We start from the raw sequence: 15,312 nt of genomic DNA on the forward strand, positions 1-15,312 counted from the left end.
TTTATTGTCTAGCAGCGGCAGAACATACAGAAAAGCTGCGCCAGGCACAGACCCTGGCAGACGCGTCCCATGCTCTCGGCATAATTTTGAAATTCTTCCCCGTTCTGCCGGTATTCTGTGCCTGCCTGGCGCAGGATGTTCAAGGTACTGCGGTAGACATCAGAGGAAGGGTCCATCTGGAGCGCCTTCTGGATCTGCTCTACGGCCAGCACCTGCCTGCCGAGCCCATGATTTGCCAGTGCACTTAAGTAGAATCACCTTGCGTCCCGCTGACTGCTTAAAATGCTGTTCAAGGTATTGTCAGCGTACTGGTACTGCCGCATGTTGATAAAATCGATGGCCTGTCGGATATCGTTACTGTCTCCGGGCTGCGACATGGGCGGCTCAGGATTCCGGCCGGCGCTGCCGAAACCAAAGAATTCTTCGAAGCTTCCAAAACCGCCGAAATCCTGCCAGCCGTCAAAATCCAGCCAGGGGTCAGGACCCTGGCTGGCGGATCCCTACCGGTATCCGCCATTCCTTTGCTGGCCCTGCGTTCGTGACTGGTATTTTTCCGGATTGTTCAGCATATCATAGGCCTCGTTGATCTCGTTCATTTTATCAGCTGCCAGAGGATCGTCCGGGTGAAAATCCGGATGGTACTCCTTGGCTTTGGCGCGGTAGGCCCGCTTTATCTCATCCTTTGAGGCGTCTCTTGATACCCCCAGTACCTTATATGGATCATCAACCATTGTATTTCCCCTTCCTTTGATATTTGGTAAAGTATTGCTGCCAGACGCCGCCATACAAGATGTTCCGCATGAGATGGACGTCCTGCAGAAGCGGCAGATTCTCAAAGATCCTTACGGCATTTCCGATCGGGATCTCCAGAATTTCCTGCATTTCCTCCGGGCGTTTTTTCATATGGAACAGAGGATTATAATTCTGCTTTTTTTTGTCTCTTTCATAATCCATGGATGCGTCCATCAGATAGATGAACCGGCCGATCTCAAACCCTAGACTTTTGAGGCTGGTGCTCCAGAAATCCTCATGATAAACGAAAATCTCCGACAGCATTTCTCCGGAGAGGTTGATGGCCTGATCGAACTGAGATGGATCCTTAGTCTCTATGTTTTCCAGGGCCTGAATACTGTTGCTCACAGAGCGGCACTGCCTGGGATAGATGGCCTTCAGCCGCTGGTATTCCTTTTCCAGCAGGGATGCGTACCAGTGACGAAGGTGTTTCCCTTCATCCTTCCAGTCGTCCACACATTTGAAATAGGACAGAAGGATGGTCATGTCCGCCGCATAATCTGTAAATTTATTTTCTGCCGCCGTCTTCTGGCTGGTAGGATGAAGGCTGCACCGAAAAGAGGTTTCCGTCTCCTCTGGCTCATAGAGTGATGACAGCAGCAGGATGATAAAGGTCATATCGTAGGAAAGATTCAGACGATGGAGCTGGCCGTACCGTTTTTTCAGATTCCGGCACAGTCCGCAGTATATATGCTGGTAGCGTTCCAGCTCTGCTTTGTCTAATTTGTCCTTGATGCATACGATATATCCGAACATAGACGTCTCCTTTCTCATTCCAATACTTAGCACATTTCCCGGGAGATTTCAACGAAACTCCCGAAAAGTTCACAGAGTTCACAGTCTTTTAATTTTTCGGAAGGAAAGATTTGAAAATCATGAGAAATACCCTATAATAATCTTATAGAAGATATGGACCGCCAGGCCCGTGGGCTGAAAGGATAAAAGGATGAATTACAGAAGAGCTGAGGTCAGGGATATTCCAGTCCTGGCAGATTTGCGAAAAAAACAGCTTATAGATGAAGGACAGAAACCGGATCTGGATGTGGACTATGAACTGGCAGACTATTTTCAGAAAAAAATGTCTGACAGATCTCTGGTGGAATGGGTGGCAGAAGAGGACGGGAGGATCATTGCCACAGGAGCCATCATTTTTATGGACTTTCCACCTTCGTTTACAAACAAAACGGGAAAACAGGGGTATATTGCCAACATGTATACGGATCCTGATTTTCGGGGAAGAGGGATTGCCTCGGAGATCCTGGAACGGCTTGCAAAAGAGGCCAGAGAGCGGCACATTCATAAATTGATCTTGTATGCGTCAAAATGGGGCAGGCCGGTGTATCAGAAATATGGATTCCGGGATGCCGGTGCATGGATGGAACTTAAGCTGTGACTTGCAAGGAGCCCTCTGCAATGATATTCTTTTGATAGGTGATGAAGTATGGAAAAATTTGAAATTTTCAGCTCTAACCTGGAAGTTTTGAAAAAAGCAAAATATGAAGACCTGGATAACGAATTTATCATCAGTGGTATTATTGATAAATTTTTTATACAATTTGAACTTAGTTGGAAAGTTCTGAAGGAACTGCTGCGTTATGAGGGGAAAAGTATCGCAAACCCCGGATCCCCAAGAGAAATCATAAAGGCGTCATATGCGATATATGATTATCTGGATGAAGAAATTTGGCTGGAAATGTTTAGAGCCAGGAATGACATGACACATATCTATAATGGAGAAGCTGCAAAACAAATGGTGTCTTTGATTTTGGAAAGGTATATCCCGGCTTTTGCCGTAATGGAGGAGAAGATTAGAAAGGATTATGGAGAAATTCTGAAAGATCTGTAAGGCGGCGGAAACCGTGAAATAATCAAGACAGGAGAAAGGTTATGGAAGAGAAGATCATCAGAAGTGCCATCCAGGCACATGAGAGCAAGAAGAGCTTTCATTTTGAGTTTCAGGAGGAACTTAAACCAAAGCAGATTGACAATGCGATCCGTTCGTATGCGAAAGGAGTAACAGCAGCAGAGGTTATTGCGGTCCTTGATGAAACTATGCTTTCGAACGGGAAAAAGGGGTATCTCGTTACCGAGAAGGGGATTTACTCCAGCACGATGTTTAATAAAAAAAGTAATCCGCTTCCGTTGGATCACATGGTATCTGTTGAGGTAGAGGAGTCGGACTGCATCGTGACATACGAGGACGGGACTAAGCGGAGTTTTTTCTTCAGTATTCACAAGGAATTTCCAGAAATTCTGAATACGATCCTGAAAGGCAGGAACCAGAACGTAAGTGGGCCGGAAAAACCGGCAAAGGCAGTAGAGGCATCCAAGCCGGCAGCTGAACCGAAGCCGTCCAAGCCATCGAAACAGGCAGAGCCGCCAAAGCCAGTGGAACCGCCGAAACAGGCAGAGCCATCGAAGCCAGTGGAGCCGCCGAAACAGGCAGAGCCAGCAAAGCCAGTGGAGCCGCCAAAGGAAATGGAGAAAAAGGGGCCTGCCGAGCCAGGGCAAGAGGAGAAAAAATATAAGGTTGCTGTCGTGGGTGAGGCGGAAAGCGGCAGACATACGCTGGTGGAGCGTCTTTTAGAGAGTGGAAAGCTTTCTGATGATATTTCCCTGATCATCTTTGAGAATCCGTTGGAGCTGTTTCGTTATCTGGAAGAGCCAGGAGCTTATCTGGACGGCTATATAGGAGTTTGTGACGCTACAACAGGCACATCAGACGAACTTACGGATTCGATCCGGATCATGAGCGGGAAGCAGATTCCTCTTTCTGCGCTATTTTTCAATAAACGGGATTTGTTCCTGGATGATGAAATGTTCCAGCTGTCAGCAATCATGACGCTGGGAGATATGGAAGATATGGGATTTGACGGATTTTATCAGCCGGAAAGTGTAGAGATTCTGCTTGGACGCTTGTTTTCGGTGCCAGTGTATATCGGAAGTGCAGTGGATATCAGGGCAAATGATCTGGAACCGGAATTTGGAACTGCGGTTCAGGAACTGGTGCTGGGATTAAATGCACATGAAGGCGTCCTGCCGAATGGGGAGACAGAGCCGGTGTCACTGGAGGAACTGATTTCCAGATACCAGGCATAAAAACAATTAATTCTTATGGAGACAGACTTGGAAATCTGTCTCCATTTATTCTGAAATAGTTGCGAAAGCTCAAAAGAATAAAATACTTTTGTGACGTATTTATAATTCGTTCTGCGTATTGACACGGCCTAGCCTGTCTGGTGGCTGCAGAAACAAGATGACAGAGGATAGATTTGTCTATTCTGCTATCTTGTTTTCTAAGAACTTTTCCACTATAATTAACAGATAATCAATGGGAGAGTCCTTTCTCCCAAAAAGGCTGGACTTTCCGGCTGTCAATTTTTTATCCGGCGATTTCTGCCATTTTATTTCCAGACCTTTTTTGAGCTCACTTAAAGGTTGCAACGGTTTATTTTGTTTTCTATAATGAAAGGAGAAAATCAATGATGCAACAATTTCATACTCAGGAATATCCCACTGCGAACCGTAACTACAAGGATCGCCTGTTTCGCTTTGTGTTCAATAACAAGAAGGACCTCCTGGATCTATATAATGCGATTAATGGGACGAACTATGACAAACCGGAAGAGTTGGAAGTCGACACCTTGGAAAATGTGCTGTACCTTTCCATGAAGAATGATTTGTCCTTCCTGATCGATGCAGAGCTGAATCTGTATGAACATCAGAGCACTTATAATCCCAACATGCCTATGAGGGGGCTTCTGTATTTCGCAGGCGTTTATACCAGGCATATTTCCAGCCGCGAGATTAATATTTACAGCAGTTCGCCCAAGGAATTTCCTTTCCCCCAACACATCGTGTTCTACAACGGGACCAGGGAGGAACAGGATCGAAAGGTTTTGAAGTTGTCAGATCTTTTCCGGCGGCCAAACGGGGAGAAAGAACCCTGCCTGGAATGTAAGACCTTGATGTTGAACATTAATTACGGGCATAACCGGGAATTGATGAAGAAGTGTAGGCGTCTGGAGGAATACGCTATCTTTGTGGATACCATCCGGAAGAATCAAACGAAAGGGAAAGATCTGCAGGAAGCAGTGGAAACGGCGGTGGAAAGCTGTATTGCCGGCGGGGTTCTGGCGGATATCCTGAGAGCGCAGAAAGCAGAGGTGGTACAGATGGTACTGGAAGGTTTCGATCAGGAAGCATATGAGAAAGCCATGAAGAAAGAGGGCTATGAGGACGGATATCAGGATGGAAAAGAGGCTGGGAAAAAGGAAGAACTGGAGCGGGGGATCTGCGGATTGATTCATTCTTTGAGGGAATTCGATATTCCGAAGGAACAGATTTTGCAAAAACTTCAGGATACCTATCAGATTACGGAAAAAGAAGCCATGGGTTATGTAGAAAAATATTGGTAAATGAGAGAAAAACGGGAATAAAAGGGAATCATGAGAAAATGCAGTTACCGGGTTTGTAACCGCTGTTCCCCATAACTTCTCATAAGTTGTTATGTCCTTGTATTTGCTGGGGCTTCTATACCGATAAATTTGGAAACATAATGGTCTTTCTATATAGCCGGAATATAAAGAAAAGTCCGGATTAAGAGTGTAAATGCTGTTTTGCAGCAGACTCTTATGAGGGCTTTTTTTGTTTTTTCAAAATGATGAAAGATAGTAGTGTTTTCCTTGTGAAGTAAAAAAGCATATGATAAAATAGTCTAAAAGGAGACTAAACATGAACGAGATAGACAGGCCATATAATTTAAAACGTTTTTATCTGCAATGGCAGAAATTGAATCATGTATATGAGGACTATGCAAAGATACATGATCTGACCTATATTTCTATGTTTATTTTGCAGCTGCTGGACGGTGAGGGGACGACGCAGAAAGAACTGTGCGATATCTTATATTTCCCGAAGCAGACTGTCAATAAGGTGATACTCTCTTTTGTAAAGAGGGGATATGCTGCCATGGCTGAAAATCCGAAGGACAGACGTTCTCGTTTGATCGTACTTACAGAAAAGGGGAAAGAATTTCAAAAGAAAGTGATTTCCCACATTGAGCAGGCGGAACTACAGGCATTTGCTTCTTTATCAGAGCGGGAGCAGGAAGTGATAACAGACCTTTGGGAAAAATACACCAGCATATGTATCAATAAGATTAATGGCAGTTAAGTGTGCCGGATGGAGGAACGGATAGATGAAAAAACTGGGATTTGGACTTATGCGTTTACCGCTGATAAATGATGAATTTTCTCGTGTAGATAAGAAAATGTTATGTGATATGGTTGACTATTATCTGGATAAAGGATTCCAATACTTTGATACAGCATGGTTTTATCACGATGGACAGTCGGAAATATCTGTAAAAGAGTGTCTTGCAGACCGTTATCCCCGCTCTGCTTTCCTGCTTGCGGATAAAATGCCTCTTGTACTGATCCGGGAAGAAAAGGAACTGGAAGAATGACACGATTCAGTCGGAAAAGTGTTATCAGGTAGCGAAAAAGCACGGGAAACCGGTTATTGTTATGGAACCTGTCAAGGGTGGAACTCTTGCAGATATTCCGGAAGAAGCGGAAAAGTTATTCAAGTCTTATCGCTCTGATATGTCTGTTGCTTCGTGGGCGATCCGCTTTGCGGCAAGCCATGAGAATGTTATGTTGGTTTTAAGTGGCATGAGCAGCATGGAACAGTTAAAAGACAATTTATCGTATATGGAAAATTTCAAACCATTTGCACCGGAAGAATTTGAATTAGTCTGCGAAGCTGCAAAAATGATCAATCAGAGTGTTGCCATTCCGTGTACCGGATGTTCTTACTGTATCAATAAATGCCCGATAAATATTGCTATTCCTAAATACTTTGCACTCTACAATGCAGACATGCGGGAGTTGGAAACGAAGGCATGGACAGCACAGACGATGCTGTACAGTCATTTTTCAGAGCAGTATGGCAAGGCGGGTGATTGTATCAGGTGCGGTCAATGTGAGAAGATGTGTCCGCAGCATCTGACGATCAGAGAATGGCTGAAAAAGGTGGCTGAAAGATTTGAAGGAGACCAGGGTAATTCCTGAATTGAAAAACCCTACCAGATATGTTAGAATTGATAAGAATTATGTAGGAGGTTTGAAAGATATGGAACAGTACAAGCAGGAATTTATCGAATTTATGGTAGAAAGCGACGTGTTGAAATTCGGGGAGTTCACACTGAAAAGTGGAAGAAAATCTCCGTTTTTTATGAATGCGGGAGCTTATGTGACAGGCACGCAGCTTAAAAAGCTGGGTGAATATTATGCAAAGGCGATTCACGATAAATATGGTGATGATTTTGATGTGCTGTTCGGACCTGCTTACAAGGGAATTCCGCTGGCAGTGGTGACTGCAATTGCGTTTAGCGAGCTTTATGGAAAAGAAATCCGTTACTGCTCTGACCGGAAGGAAGAAAAGGATCACGGAGCGGACAAAGGAAGTTTTCTGGGAAGCAGCTTAAAAGACGGCGACAGGGTCATTATGATCGAGGATGTGACTACGTCCGGAAAATCCATGGAAGAGACTGTGCCGAAGGTAAAGGGTGCGGCGAATGTGGACATCAAAGGACTGATGGTATCCTTAAACCGTATGGAAGTCGGAAAAGGCGGAGAGAAGTGCGCGCTTGATGAAGTGAAAGAATTATATGGCTTTGATACGGCTGCAATCGTGACTATGGAAGAGGTAGTAGAATACCTTTATAACAGAGAATGTCAGGGAAAAATCGTGATCGATGATACATTAAAATCTGCAATTGACGCATATTATGAACAGTACGGCGCAAAGTAGCGGATGCGGCAGGTGCAGGTGAACAGGTAAAATCAGGAGGGACGCATATGAACGAAAAAGCATATAAGGCAATGAGTCTGGCAGGAGCGGCAAACATCGCCGTGGGAATCGTGATTTTAGTTGTGGGAATCGCGGCGGGAGTGATCGCGATCGTTACGGGGGCTCGTCTCCAGAAAGAGAAGAAAGGTCTCACTTTCTAGGGACTTATGTAATAGAAAGGAAGCATTTTTTTGAATAATAAGACAAGGAAGAGGATACGTGTCCTTGGAAAAATCTTATTTATACTGTATGTGATCTTTATTGTATATTTTCTGATATTTTCTGACTGGTACGGCAGGACAGGAGAAATGCAGGAGTACCATTATAACCTGGTATTGTTTAAAGAAATCCGGCGGTTCTGGGAATACCGGGATCAGGTCGGATTCTTTGCAATGTTTACCAATCTGTTTGGAAATGTGATCATTTTCATTCCGTTTGGATTTTTTCTTCCAATGGCGAGCAGGTACCGGAGTCTCCTGGGAACCGTGTTCTACAGCTTTGGATTGAGTCTATGTGTAGAAACGTTTCAGCTGTTTTCCAGGGTGGGAAGCTTTGATGTAGATGACCTGCTGCTCAATACGATCGGAGGTCTGGCAGGATATATCATATTTGTGATCTGTGCGGCAATAAGGAGAAGACATGTTACTAAGAAGAAAAAAAGTAAAAAAAGAAGATGACAGGGCAAAAGCTGCGGTAAAAACAAGAGAAAAGCAGCGGCGCAAAATGATCCGGACAAAATATGGGCAGGCGCCGTTAAGACACGCAAGGAAAGGCGTGTATTCCTGTATTTATGGGGCAGTGGTCTTTGCCCTTTTGTTTTTGATGATCCTGATCTCTTTTGTGACCAAAGGAGAAGTCGGGGTATTGATCGGTCTGGTGGGGCTGGGTACTGTGGCGCTGTCCATAGCCGGAGTGACACTCGGCGTCCGCGGTTTAAAGGAGCGGGATAAAAATTATCTTACCTGCAGGATAGGAATCGGCGTGAACGGGCTGTTCCTCTTAGGCCTTGCAGGATTATTTATCAGGGGGCTGTTATAGAGGATGATAGAGGAAAGATATGATCTTGCGATCGGAAGAATCGGCAGGATCGGAGGAGAAGAAAGCGTAAAACTGCCGTTTCGTAATTTTTTTCAAAAAACGGCATCTTTTCTTCTGATGATCGATGAACTGAAAAAAGAGATAGAAAGCGGGGGGTATGAAAAGCGGGCTCTTTCAGAGCTGGAAGCGTGGAATGACCGGCTGTACAGGGACATTCTGCCGGATAATTACAGTACAAGCTACGGAAATCCGGTTTTTGCGGTAAAGGAGCTGGGAGAAGGATACGGACAGATATTAAGCTTCCTTTATACAGAACTCAGGGGAGCAATTCCCTATGTGTTTGAGGGGAAAACAGAGTATCTGGATATCCTGCTTGAACTTTTCCTGGAAATATACGGGCAGTTTGAAGAGGAGGAGATTCCGAAGGAGGAGCAGATTAAAGAGATCATTTACTGGTATGCCAGTGACTACTGCGATGTGTTTGTGGCGGACCGGATCAGAGAGCAGATCGACCCGGACTGTTCCTTTGCGCTGAATATCATTTGCAGCAGCGATCTTTCGGATCTTCGGTATCTTTACCGGTTCGGGGAATATATCAGTGAAAACGAGAGAAGAACGGCAGAACATCTGCTGGAGCTTTCGGAAGATGTGATCTGTAAGATGGCCGATGTTTATACGGAGGGGTATCGTGTCGGATTTGTAAATACCGGTAAGGATCTGTCAAAAAAGGGCACGGTGGAAATCCGGTATGTGCTGGGATTTGAAAGAGTGATCAAAAAGGCGGTTGAAAACTTCCGGGAAATGGGACTGCGTCCGGTATTCTGCCGGTCCGGCGCCAGTGTGCTGACAAAACGCCGCCATCTGAAGGTGGGGTATTATGGGGCAGTGGCCAATAAGCAGTTTGACTACGATCATGGCAATGACCAGGCGCTGTTTTTTGATAAGAGATTTATGGAGCGCAAGCTTGAGGTTATAAAGACTACCTATGAGCATCACAAGGAACTGGCGGCAGAGATGGCGGGACCTGCGGTGATCGAGATGTTTGGGGAAGAGCCTTTTTCTCCGGAGCAGACAAAGGAAGCTCTGTCCCTTACTGCTAAACAAGAAGAGCTCTCATTGCAGTTTGACAGTCGGCAGAGCCAGATCGTGAACAGCTACATTCCGGGAGATGAAAGAAGCTTTACGATCATTGCCTATCCGGTGCCGGAGATCGGAAAGGATTATAAAGAAATCTTTGACGAGGTGATCCGGATCAATACTTTGGACGCCAAGGTATACGAAAAGGTACAGCAGACGCTGATCGATGCGCTGGATCAGGGCGAATATGTGCACATCCTGGGCGGAAACGGCAACCGGACAGATCTGAAGGTGCAGCTTTACCGCCTGAATGATCCAAAGAAGGAGACGATTTTTGAAAACTGTGTGGCTGATGTCAATATTCCGGTGGGAGAAGTGTTCACTTCTCCGGTACTGGAAGGGACAAACGGGGTACTCCATGTCAGCAGGGTATATCTGAATGAACTGCAGTACCGGGATCTGGAGATTACCTTTGCCAATGGAATGATAGCGGACTACAGCTGTGGAAATTTTGAGCGGGAGCTGGAAAATAAGGCTTATATCCGGGATAACATCCTGCACAGGCATGAGACACTGCCGCTTGGAGAGTTTGCGATCGGCACCAATACCACGGCTTATGTGGCGGCAAAGAAGTACGGGATCGAAGAAAAGATGCCGATCCTGATCGCGGAAAAAATGGGTCCCCATTTTGCGGTGGGAGACACCTGTTACAGCTGGAGCGAGGATATCCGGGTCTACAATCCAAATGGGAAAGAAATCGTAGCAAAGGATAATTCCGTATCCATCCGCAGGAAAGAGGATGTGTCAAAGGCATATTTTCATTGCCACACGGATATCACGATTCCCTATGAGGAGCTAAAGAGCATTACGGTCGTGACGGCGGACGGCGGCAGGATTCCTCTCCTGGAAGAGGGAAGATTCGTGCTGCCGGGCTGCGAGGTTCTGAACGAACCGTTGAAAAATGCATAGAAACCATGTTATGATGAACGATGAGAAAGAGAGGATGAAGACTATGGCAAAAGTAGGAATTGTTATGGGCAGCGACTCGGACCTGAAGGTGATGAGCAAAGCTGCATCCATGCTGGAGAAGCTGGGAATTGACTATGAGATGACGATCATCTCCGCACACAGAGAACCGGATGTGTTCTTTGAGTGGGCGAAAGCGGCAGAAGGAAAAGGGATCAAGGTGATCATCGCAGGTGCAGGTATGGCAGCGCATCTTCCGGGAATGTGTGCGGCACTGTTCCCGATGCCGGTGATCGGCGTGCCGATGTCCGGCAAGAACCTGGCGGGAGAGGACGCACTTTTCTCTATCGTACAGATGCCGCCGGGAATCCCGGTTGCAACGGTAGCGATTGACGGCGGCATGAACGCTGCTATCCTTGCAGCAAAGATCCTGGCTGTTTCCGATGAGGAGCTGCTGGAGAAGCTGAAAGACTACAGCAAAGAGATGAAAGAGACTGTACAGGCGAAGGCTGCAAAGCTTGATGAGATCGGCTATCAGGCATATCTGGATCAGAAGTAAACGTAGAAAAAGAGATAAAGGAGACTGGTTATGGATTATAAGAAGGCAGGCGTGGATATTGAAGCAGGCTACAAGTCCGTAGAACTGATGAAGGAGCATGTAAAAAAGACCATGCGTCCGGAAGTACTGGGAGGCCTGGGAGGCTTTTCGGGAGCATTTTCATTAAGTAAGATCAAAGAGATGGAGGATCCGGTCCTTCTTTCCGGAACTGATGGCTGCGGAACGAAGGTAAAGCTTGCAATGGTCCTTGACAAACACGATACCATCGGCATCGACGCCGTGGCGATGTGCGTCAATGATATTGCCTGTGCCGGCGGAGAACCGTTATTTTTCCTGGATTATATCGCATGCGGTAAAAATTATCCGGAAAAGATCGCAGATATCGTGAAAGGTGTGGCAGAAGGGTGCCTTCAGTCAGAAGCGGCCCTGATCGGCGGCGAGACGGCAGAGCATCCGGGGCTGATGGCAGAGGATGAGTATGACCTGGCTGGATTTGCTGTGGGTGTCTGCGACAGAAAGGATATGATCACCGGAGAAGCGCTGACAGGTGGAGATATTCTGATCGGAATGGCATCTTCTGGTGTACATAGCAACGGATTTTCCCTGGTGCGCAAGGTGTTTGAGATGACGAAGGAATCCCTGGAAACCTATCATGAAGATCTGGGAACCACCCTTGGCGAGGCACTGCTTGCACCGACCAGGATCTATGTAAAGGCGTTAAAGAGCATTAAGAATGCCGGTGTGACAGTAAAAGCATGCAGCCATATTACCGGAGGCGGCTTTTATGAGAATATCCCCAGAATGTTAAAGGACGGCGTAAAGGCCGTGATCGAGAAGGACAGCTACCCGATTCCTCCGATCTTTGCAAAGATCGCAAAGGAAGGGAATGTGGAAGAGCAGATGATGTACAATACCTACAATATGGGACTTGGCATGGTGATCGCTGTAGATCCTAAAGATGTGGATGCGGCGATGGAAGCAATCCGCCAGGCAGGGGACAAGCCCTATGTGGTGGGCCGTATCGAGGATGGAGAAAAGGGAGTCGAGCTATGCTAAATGTGGTTGTCATGGTATCCGGAGGCGGTACCAATCTGCAGGCCATTATTGACAATATCGAGAGCGGGCAGATCAGAAATGCCAGGATCACGGCCGTGATCAGCAACAATGCAAATGCATATGCCCTGGAGCGGGCAAAAAAGCATGGAATTCCGGCAGTGTGCATTTCTCCAAAGGATTTTTCATCCCGGCAGGAATTTAATGAAGCGTTTCTTGAAAAGGTAGAAGAGATCGGACCGGATCTCATTGTACTGGCAGGTTTCCTCGTTGTGATACCGCCGGAAATGATCCGACGGTATCCGAATCAGATCATCAATATCCATCCGTCCTTAATCCCTTCATTTTGCGGAACCGGATACTATGGGCTGAAGGTACATGAAGCCGCACTGGCCCGTGGGGTCAAGGTGGCAGGCGCTACCGTTCATTTTGTGGATGAGGGAACGGATACAGGCCCCATCATTTTGCAGAAGGCTGTAGAGGTGCGAAATGGAGACACCCCGGAAATCCTGCAGCGAAGGGTGATGGAAGAGGCAGAATGGCAGATCCTTCCAAGAGCCATCGAACTGATCGCAGAAGGAAGAGTGAAGGTGACAGGAAATATCGCAGAAGTTTCTTAAGGAGGATTAAGAGAAGATGAAAGTACTGATCGTGGGAAGCGGCGGAAGAGAACACGCGATTGCATACAGTGTGGCAAAGAGTGATAAGGTGGACAAGATTTATTGTACACCGGGCAACGCAGGCATTTCGGAATATGCCGAATGTGCGCCCATCGGAGCCATGGAGTTTGATAAGATCACAGCATTTGCGAAGGAAAAGGAAGTGGATCTGGTCATCGTGGGGATGGACGATCCGTTGGTAGGAGGGCTGGTAGACTGCCTGGAGGCAGAAGGAATCCGTACCTTCGGACCGAAAAAAGCGGCTGCTATTCTGGAAGGCTCGAAAGCTTTTTCCAAGGATCTGATGAAAAAGTACAACATCCCGACGGCAGCCTATGAAAACTTTACAGACCCGGAAAAGGCACTTTCTTATCTTGAGACAGCCAAGTACCCTATCGTATTGAAAGCTGACGGGCTGGCCCTTGGAAAAGGTGTGCTGATCTGTAATACCCTGGAGGAAGCAAAAGAGGGCGTAAGGACTATCATGCAGGATAAAAAGTTCGGAGATGCCGGAAATGAAATGGTGATCGAAGAATTTATGACAGGACGTGAGGTGTCTGTGCTGTCCTTTGTAGATGGGAAGACGATTAAAACCATGACCTCTGCTCAGGATCATAAGAGAGCCGGAGACGGAGATACCGGATTAAATACCGGAGGCATGGGAACCTTCTCTCCAAGCCCGTTTTATACGAAAGAAGTGGATGAGTTCTGCCAGAAGCATATTTACCAGGCTACGGTAGACGCCATGCGGGCAGAGGGACGGCCGTTTAAAGGAGTGATCTTCTTTGGGCTGATGCTGACAGAGGAAGGTCCGAAGGTTCTGGAATATAACGCGAGATTCGGAGATCCGGAGGCTCAGGTAGTGCTTCCAAGGATGAAGAATGACATCATCGAAGTGGTGGAGGCCTGCATCGACGGCACACTGGATCAGGTGGATCTTCAGTTTGAGGACAATGCGGCAGTCTGTGTGGTTCTGGCCAGTGAAGGGTATCCGGTATCCTACGAAAAAGGCCTGCCTATCAGCGGTCTGGAAAAATTCAAGGATGAGGAAGGCTATTACTGCTTCCATGCGGGGACAAAGTTTGACGGCGAAAACATTGTGACAAACGGCGGACGTGTTCTTGGCATCACGGCGAAAGGAAAAGACTTAAAAGAAGCCAGGGCAAACGCTTATGCGGCCACAGAGTGGGTGCAGTTTGACAACAAATATATGCGCCATGATATCGGCAAGGCGATTGACGAGGCATAATAATAAAATCTAATAGAAACTGTCAGGAATCTATGCTATTATGTAAAAAAGCATTATATTTCTGGCAGTTTTTCTTTAGCGGCAGTTGCCGTATCTGAACATTCTAAAAAGATCTAAAAGAAATCTCAGTGCTTTTCATTTCCATTTATAAAAAAGCAGGGAGATTTCCTATAAGGTTGGATTTTGGCCGGAAATCTCCTGTAAGAAAAAGGAGGTTTTTATGAGCAGAAAACGAAAGAGTCAGAGTCAAAAGAAAAAGAGAAGGAATCAGAAAAAGACATCCTATCCTGTACCAAACCGAAACTATAAGTCATCCATTTTTGCTATGGTATTCAGTGACAAGAAAAGGCTGCTGGAATTGTATAATGGGATCAGTGGGAAAAATTATAAAGACCCGGAGCTTCTGGAGATCAACACACTGGAAAATGCGATTTACATGGCGATTAGAAATGATCTGTCCTTTCTCATAGCTTCCCGTCTGTCCCTGTATGAACATCAGTCTACCTACAGCCCGAACCTTCCGCTTCGGATGCTTTTGTACTTGGCAGATCTGTATGCGGGACTTACAAAGGAAGAGAATCTGTACGGGGAGACCAAGGTGCTGCTTCCACCGCCGCAGTTTGTGATTTTTTATAATGGAGAGAAGCCGCAGCCGGACCGGCAGATATTGAGGCTTTCTGATCTGTACGCTGTGGAGGAGGAAGAACACAAGCTGGAACTTCTGGCGGTGATGCTGAATATTAATGCGGGGCATAATCCGGAATTGATGGCGGCGTGCAGGACCTTGTGGGAATATGCGGAGTATACAGACCGTGTGCGCAGATATGCGAAGGAATTGCCGATTGCAGAAGCGGTGGAACGAGCGATCACGGAATGTATCCGGGAAGGGATTCTGAAGGAATTCCTGAGAAAAAACCGTGCGGAGGCGAAGAGAATGAGCATTTACGAATATGACCAGGAAAAACATTTAAGACAGGAGCGAGAAGCATCTTGGGAGAAGGGCAGAGAGGCCGGAAAAGAAGAGGGCATGAAGCTGCTGGATAATTTGTACAGTTTTCTGGCAA

At 46.4% G+C, this 15,312-nt stretch carries 21 protein-coding genes; 17 read left to right on the top strand and 4 right to left on the bottom strand.

Going from position 1 to position 15,312, the window contains the following annotated elements; genetic code table 11:
* Window positions 1–8: 8 nt before the first annotated feature.
* The 4 genes from BKD12_RS17135 to BKD12_RS00565 all read right to left on the bottom strand — a co-directional run bounded on the left by BKD12_RS17135 (window position 9) and on the right by BKD12_RS00565 (window position 1,548).
* Window positions 9–212: a hypothetical protein gene (locus BKD12_RS17135; protein ID WP_176730892.1), complete on the bottom strand. Its 204-nt coding sequence runs from the start codon at window positions 210–212 to the stop codon at window positions 9–11.
* Window positions 213–254: 42 nt separating this feature from the next.
* Window positions 255–377, bottom strand: coding sequence for a hypothetical protein (locus BKD12_RS17380; RefSeq protein WP_278308573.1), 123 nt, complete (start codon window positions 375–377; stop codon window positions 255–257).
* 123 nt (window positions 378–500) lie between these two features.
* Window positions 501–731 (bottom strand): DnaJ domain-containing protein, encoded by a 231-nt coding sequence (locus BKD12_RS17140; RefSeq protein WP_176730893.1) that lies wholly within the window; start codon window positions 729–731, stop codon window positions 501–503.
* On the bottom strand, window positions 724–1,548 hold the full coding sequence (locus tag BKD12_RS00565) for a DUF5685 family protein (RefSeq protein ID WP_070087449.1): 825 nt from the start codon (window positions 1,546–1,548) through the stop codon (window positions 724–726). Before BKD12_RS00565 ends, BKD12_RS17140 begins: the two co-directional genes overlap by 8 nt.
* 190 nt (window positions 1,549–1,738) lie before the next feature.
* Here BKD12_RS00565 and BKD12_RS00570 point away from each other — a divergent pair, with 190 nt between their 5' ends.
* The 17 genes from BKD12_RS00570 to BKD12_RS00645 form a co-directional block, all read left to right on the top strand.
* Window positions 1,739–2,185: a GNAT family N-acetyltransferase gene (locus BKD12_RS00570; protein ID WP_070087450.1), complete on the top strand. Its 447-nt coding sequence runs from the start codon at window positions 1,739–1,741 to the stop codon at window positions 2,183–2,185.
* A 48-nt stretch (window positions 2,186–2,233) separates the two neighbouring features.
* The gene (locus BKD12_RS00575) at window positions 2,234–2,638 is read left to right on the top strand and encodes an HI0074 family nucleotidyltransferase substrate-binding subunit (protein ID WP_070087451.1); all 405 of its coding nucleotides are present in this window, start codon (window positions 2,234–2,236) and stop codon (window positions 2,636–2,638) included.
* A 41-nt stretch (window positions 2,639–2,679) separates the two neighbouring features.
* Window positions 2,680–3,891 (top strand): hypothetical protein, encoded by a 1,212-nt coding sequence (locus BKD12_RS00580; protein ID WP_070087452.1) that lies wholly within the window; start codon window positions 2,680–2,682, stop codon window positions 3,889–3,891.
* A 383-nt stretch (window positions 3,892–4,274) separates the two neighbouring features.
* Window positions 4,275–5,210: an RpnC/YadD family protein gene (locus BKD12_RS00590; protein ID WP_070087454.1), complete on the top strand. Its 936-nt coding sequence runs from the start codon at window positions 4,275–4,277 to the stop codon at window positions 5,208–5,210.
* Between the two features lie 316 nt (window positions 5,211–5,526).
* Window positions 5,527–5,967 carry a MarR family winged helix-turn-helix transcriptional regulator gene (locus tag BKD12_RS00595; RefSeq protein WP_070087455.1) on the top strand — a complete coding sequence of 147 codons (441 nt, stop codon included), beginning with the start codon at window positions 5,527–5,529 and terminating at the stop codon, window positions 5,965–5,967.
* Window positions 5,968–5,992: 25 nt separating this feature from the next.
* Window positions 5,993–6,259 (top strand): aldo/keto reductase, encoded by a 267-nt coding sequence (locus BKD12_RS17440; RefSeq protein WP_330385504.1) that lies wholly within the window; start codon window positions 5,993–5,995, stop codon window positions 6,257–6,259.
* A gap of 61 nt (window positions 6,260–6,320) precedes the next feature.
* Window positions 6,321–6,866 (top strand): aldo/keto reductase, encoded by a 546-nt coding sequence (locus tag BKD12_RS17445; protein ID WP_330385505.1) that lies wholly within the window; start codon window positions 6,321–6,323, stop codon window positions 6,864–6,866.
* 61 nt (window positions 6,867–6,927) lie between these two features.
* Window positions 6,928–7,608 carry an orotate phosphoribosyltransferase gene (pyrE, locus tag BKD12_RS00605; RefSeq protein ID WP_070087456.1) on the top strand — a complete coding sequence of 227 codons (681 nt, stop codon included), beginning with the start codon at window positions 6,928–6,930 and terminating at the stop codon, window positions 7,606–7,608.
* A gap of 47 nt (window positions 7,609–7,655) precedes the next feature.
* Window positions 7,656–7,808 (top strand): hypothetical protein, encoded by a 153-nt coding sequence (locus BKD12_RS16790; protein ID WP_176730894.1) that lies wholly within the window; start codon window positions 7,656–7,658, stop codon window positions 7,806–7,808.
* A 30-nt stretch (window positions 7,809–7,838) separates the two neighbouring features.
* Window positions 7,839–8,324 (top strand): VanZ family protein, encoded by a 486-nt coding sequence (locus tag BKD12_RS00610; protein ID WP_070087457.1) that lies wholly within the window; start codon window positions 7,839–7,841, stop codon window positions 8,322–8,324.
* Window positions 8,287–8,685, top strand: coding sequence for a DUF6142 family protein (locus tag BKD12_RS00615; protein WP_070087458.1), 399 nt, complete (start codon window positions 8,287–8,289; stop codon window positions 8,683–8,685). Before BKD12_RS00610 ends, BKD12_RS00615 begins: the two co-directional genes overlap by 38 nt.
* A 3-nt stretch (window positions 8,686–8,688) precedes the next feature.
* The gene (locus tag BKD12_RS00620) at window positions 8,689–10,731 is read left to right on the top strand and encodes an aminopeptidase (protein WP_070087459.1); all 2,043 of its coding nucleotides are present in this window, start codon (window positions 8,689–8,691) and stop codon (window positions 10,729–10,731) included.
* A 43-nt stretch (window positions 10,732–10,774) separates the two neighbouring features.
* Window positions 10,775–11,287 carry a 5-(carboxyamino)imidazole ribonucleotide mutase gene (gene purE / locus BKD12_RS00625; RefSeq protein WP_070087469.1) on the top strand — a complete coding sequence of 171 codons (513 nt, stop codon included), beginning with the start codon at window positions 10,775–10,777 and terminating at the stop codon, window positions 11,285–11,287.
* A gap of 30 nt (window positions 11,288–11,317) precedes the next feature.
* A complete protein-coding gene (gene purM / locus BKD12_RS00630) occupies window positions 11,318–12,343 on the top strand; it encodes a phosphoribosylformylglycinamidine cyclo-ligase (protein WP_070087460.1) in 1,026 nt (341 codons plus the stop codon).
* Window positions 12,337–12,960, top strand: a complete 624-nt coding sequence (gene purN, locus BKD12_RS00635) for a phosphoribosylglycinamide formyltransferase (protein ID WP_070087461.1) — start codon at window positions 12,337–12,339, stop codon at window positions 12,958–12,960. Before purM ends, purN begins: the two co-directional genes overlap by 7 nt.
* Before the next feature lie 16 nt (window positions 12,961–12,976).
* On the top strand, window positions 12,977–14,248 hold the full coding sequence (gene purD / locus BKD12_RS00640) for a phosphoribosylamine--glycine ligase (RefSeq protein ID WP_070087462.1): 1,272 nt from the start codon (window positions 12,977–12,979) through the stop codon (window positions 14,246–14,248).
* Between the two features lie 325 nt (window positions 14,249–14,573).
* On the top strand, window positions 14,574–15,312 hold a 739-nt coding region (locus tag BKD12_RS00645; RefSeq protein ID WP_242872680.1), incomplete at its 3' end, for a hypothetical protein.

This window comes from Merdimonas faecis (genome assembly GCF_001754075.1).
In the GTDB taxonomy this organism is placed as follows: Bacteria; Bacillota; Clostridia; order Lachnospirales; family Lachnospiraceae; genus Merdimonas; species Merdimonas faecis.

What these genes read in the sequence shown, in the direction of transcription:
- BKD12_RS17380 (WP_278308573.1), bottom strand. Translation starts at nt 377, where the DNA reads ATGTCGCAGCCCGGAGACAGTAACGATATCCGACAGGCCATCGATTTT.
- BKD12_RS17140 (WP_176730893.1), bottom strand. Translation starts at nt 731, where the DNA reads ATGGTTGATGATCCATATAAGGTACTGGGGGTATCAAGAGACGCCTCA.
- BKD12_RS00565 (WP_070087449.1), bottom strand. Translation starts at nt 1,548, where the DNA reads ATGTTCGGATATATCGTATGCATCAAGGACAAATTAGACAAAGCAGAG.
- BKD12_RS00570 (WP_070087450.1), top strand. Translation starts at nt 1,739, where the DNA reads ATGAATTACAGAAGAGCTGAGGTCAGGGATATTCCAGTCCTGGCAGAT.
- BKD12_RS00575 (WP_070087451.1), top strand. Translation starts at nt 2,234, where the DNA reads ATGGAAAAATTTGAAATTTTCAGCTCTAACCTGGAAGTTTTGAAAAAA.
- BKD12_RS00580 (WP_070087452.1), top strand. Translation starts at nt 2,680, where the DNA reads ATGGAAGAGAAGATCATCAGAAGTGCCATCCAGGCACATGAGAGCAAG.
- BKD12_RS00590 (WP_070087454.1), top strand. Translation starts at nt 4,275, where the DNA reads ATGATGCAACAATTTCATACTCAGGAATATCCCACTGCGAACCGTAAC.
- BKD12_RS00595 (WP_070087455.1), top strand. Translation starts at nt 5,527, where the DNA reads ATGAACGAGATAGACAGGCCATATAATTTAAAACGTTTTTATCTGCAA.
- BKD12_RS17440 (WP_330385504.1), top strand. Translation starts at nt 5,993, where the DNA reads ATGAAAAAACTGGGATTTGGACTTATGCGTTTACCGCTGATAAATGAT.
- BKD12_RS17445 (WP_330385505.1), top strand. Translation starts at nt 6,321, where the DNA reads ATGGAACCTGTCAAGGGTGGAACTCTTGCAGATATTCCGGAAGAAGCG.
- pyrE (WP_070087456.1), top strand. Translation starts at nt 6,928, where the DNA reads ATGGAACAGTACAAGCAGGAATTTATCGAATTTATGGTAGAAAGCGAC.
- BKD12_RS16790 (WP_176730894.1), top strand. Translation starts at nt 7,656, where the DNA reads ATGAACGAAAAAGCATATAAGGCAATGAGTCTGGCAGGAGCGGCAAAC.
- BKD12_RS00615 (WP_070087458.1), top strand. Translation starts at nt 8,287, where the DNA reads ATGTTACTAAGAAGAAAAAAAGTAAAAAAAGAAGATGACAGGGCAAAA.
- BKD12_RS00620 (WP_070087459.1), top strand. Translation starts at nt 8,689, where the DNA reads ATGATAGAGGAAAGATATGATCTTGCGATCGGAAGAATCGGCAGGATC.
- purE (WP_070087469.1), top strand. Translation starts at nt 10,775, where the DNA reads ATGGCAAAAGTAGGAATTGTTATGGGCAGCGACTCGGACCTGAAGGTG.
- purM (WP_070087460.1), top strand. Translation starts at nt 11,318, where the DNA reads ATGGATTATAAGAAGGCAGGCGTGGATATTGAAGCAGGCTACAAGTCC.
- purN (WP_070087461.1), top strand. Translation starts at nt 12,337, where the DNA reads ATGCTAAATGTGGTTGTCATGGTATCCGGAGGCGGTACCAATCTGCAG.
- purD (WP_070087462.1), top strand. Translation starts at nt 12,977, where the DNA reads ATGAAAGTACTGATCGTGGGAAGCGGCGGAAGAGAACACGCGATTGCA.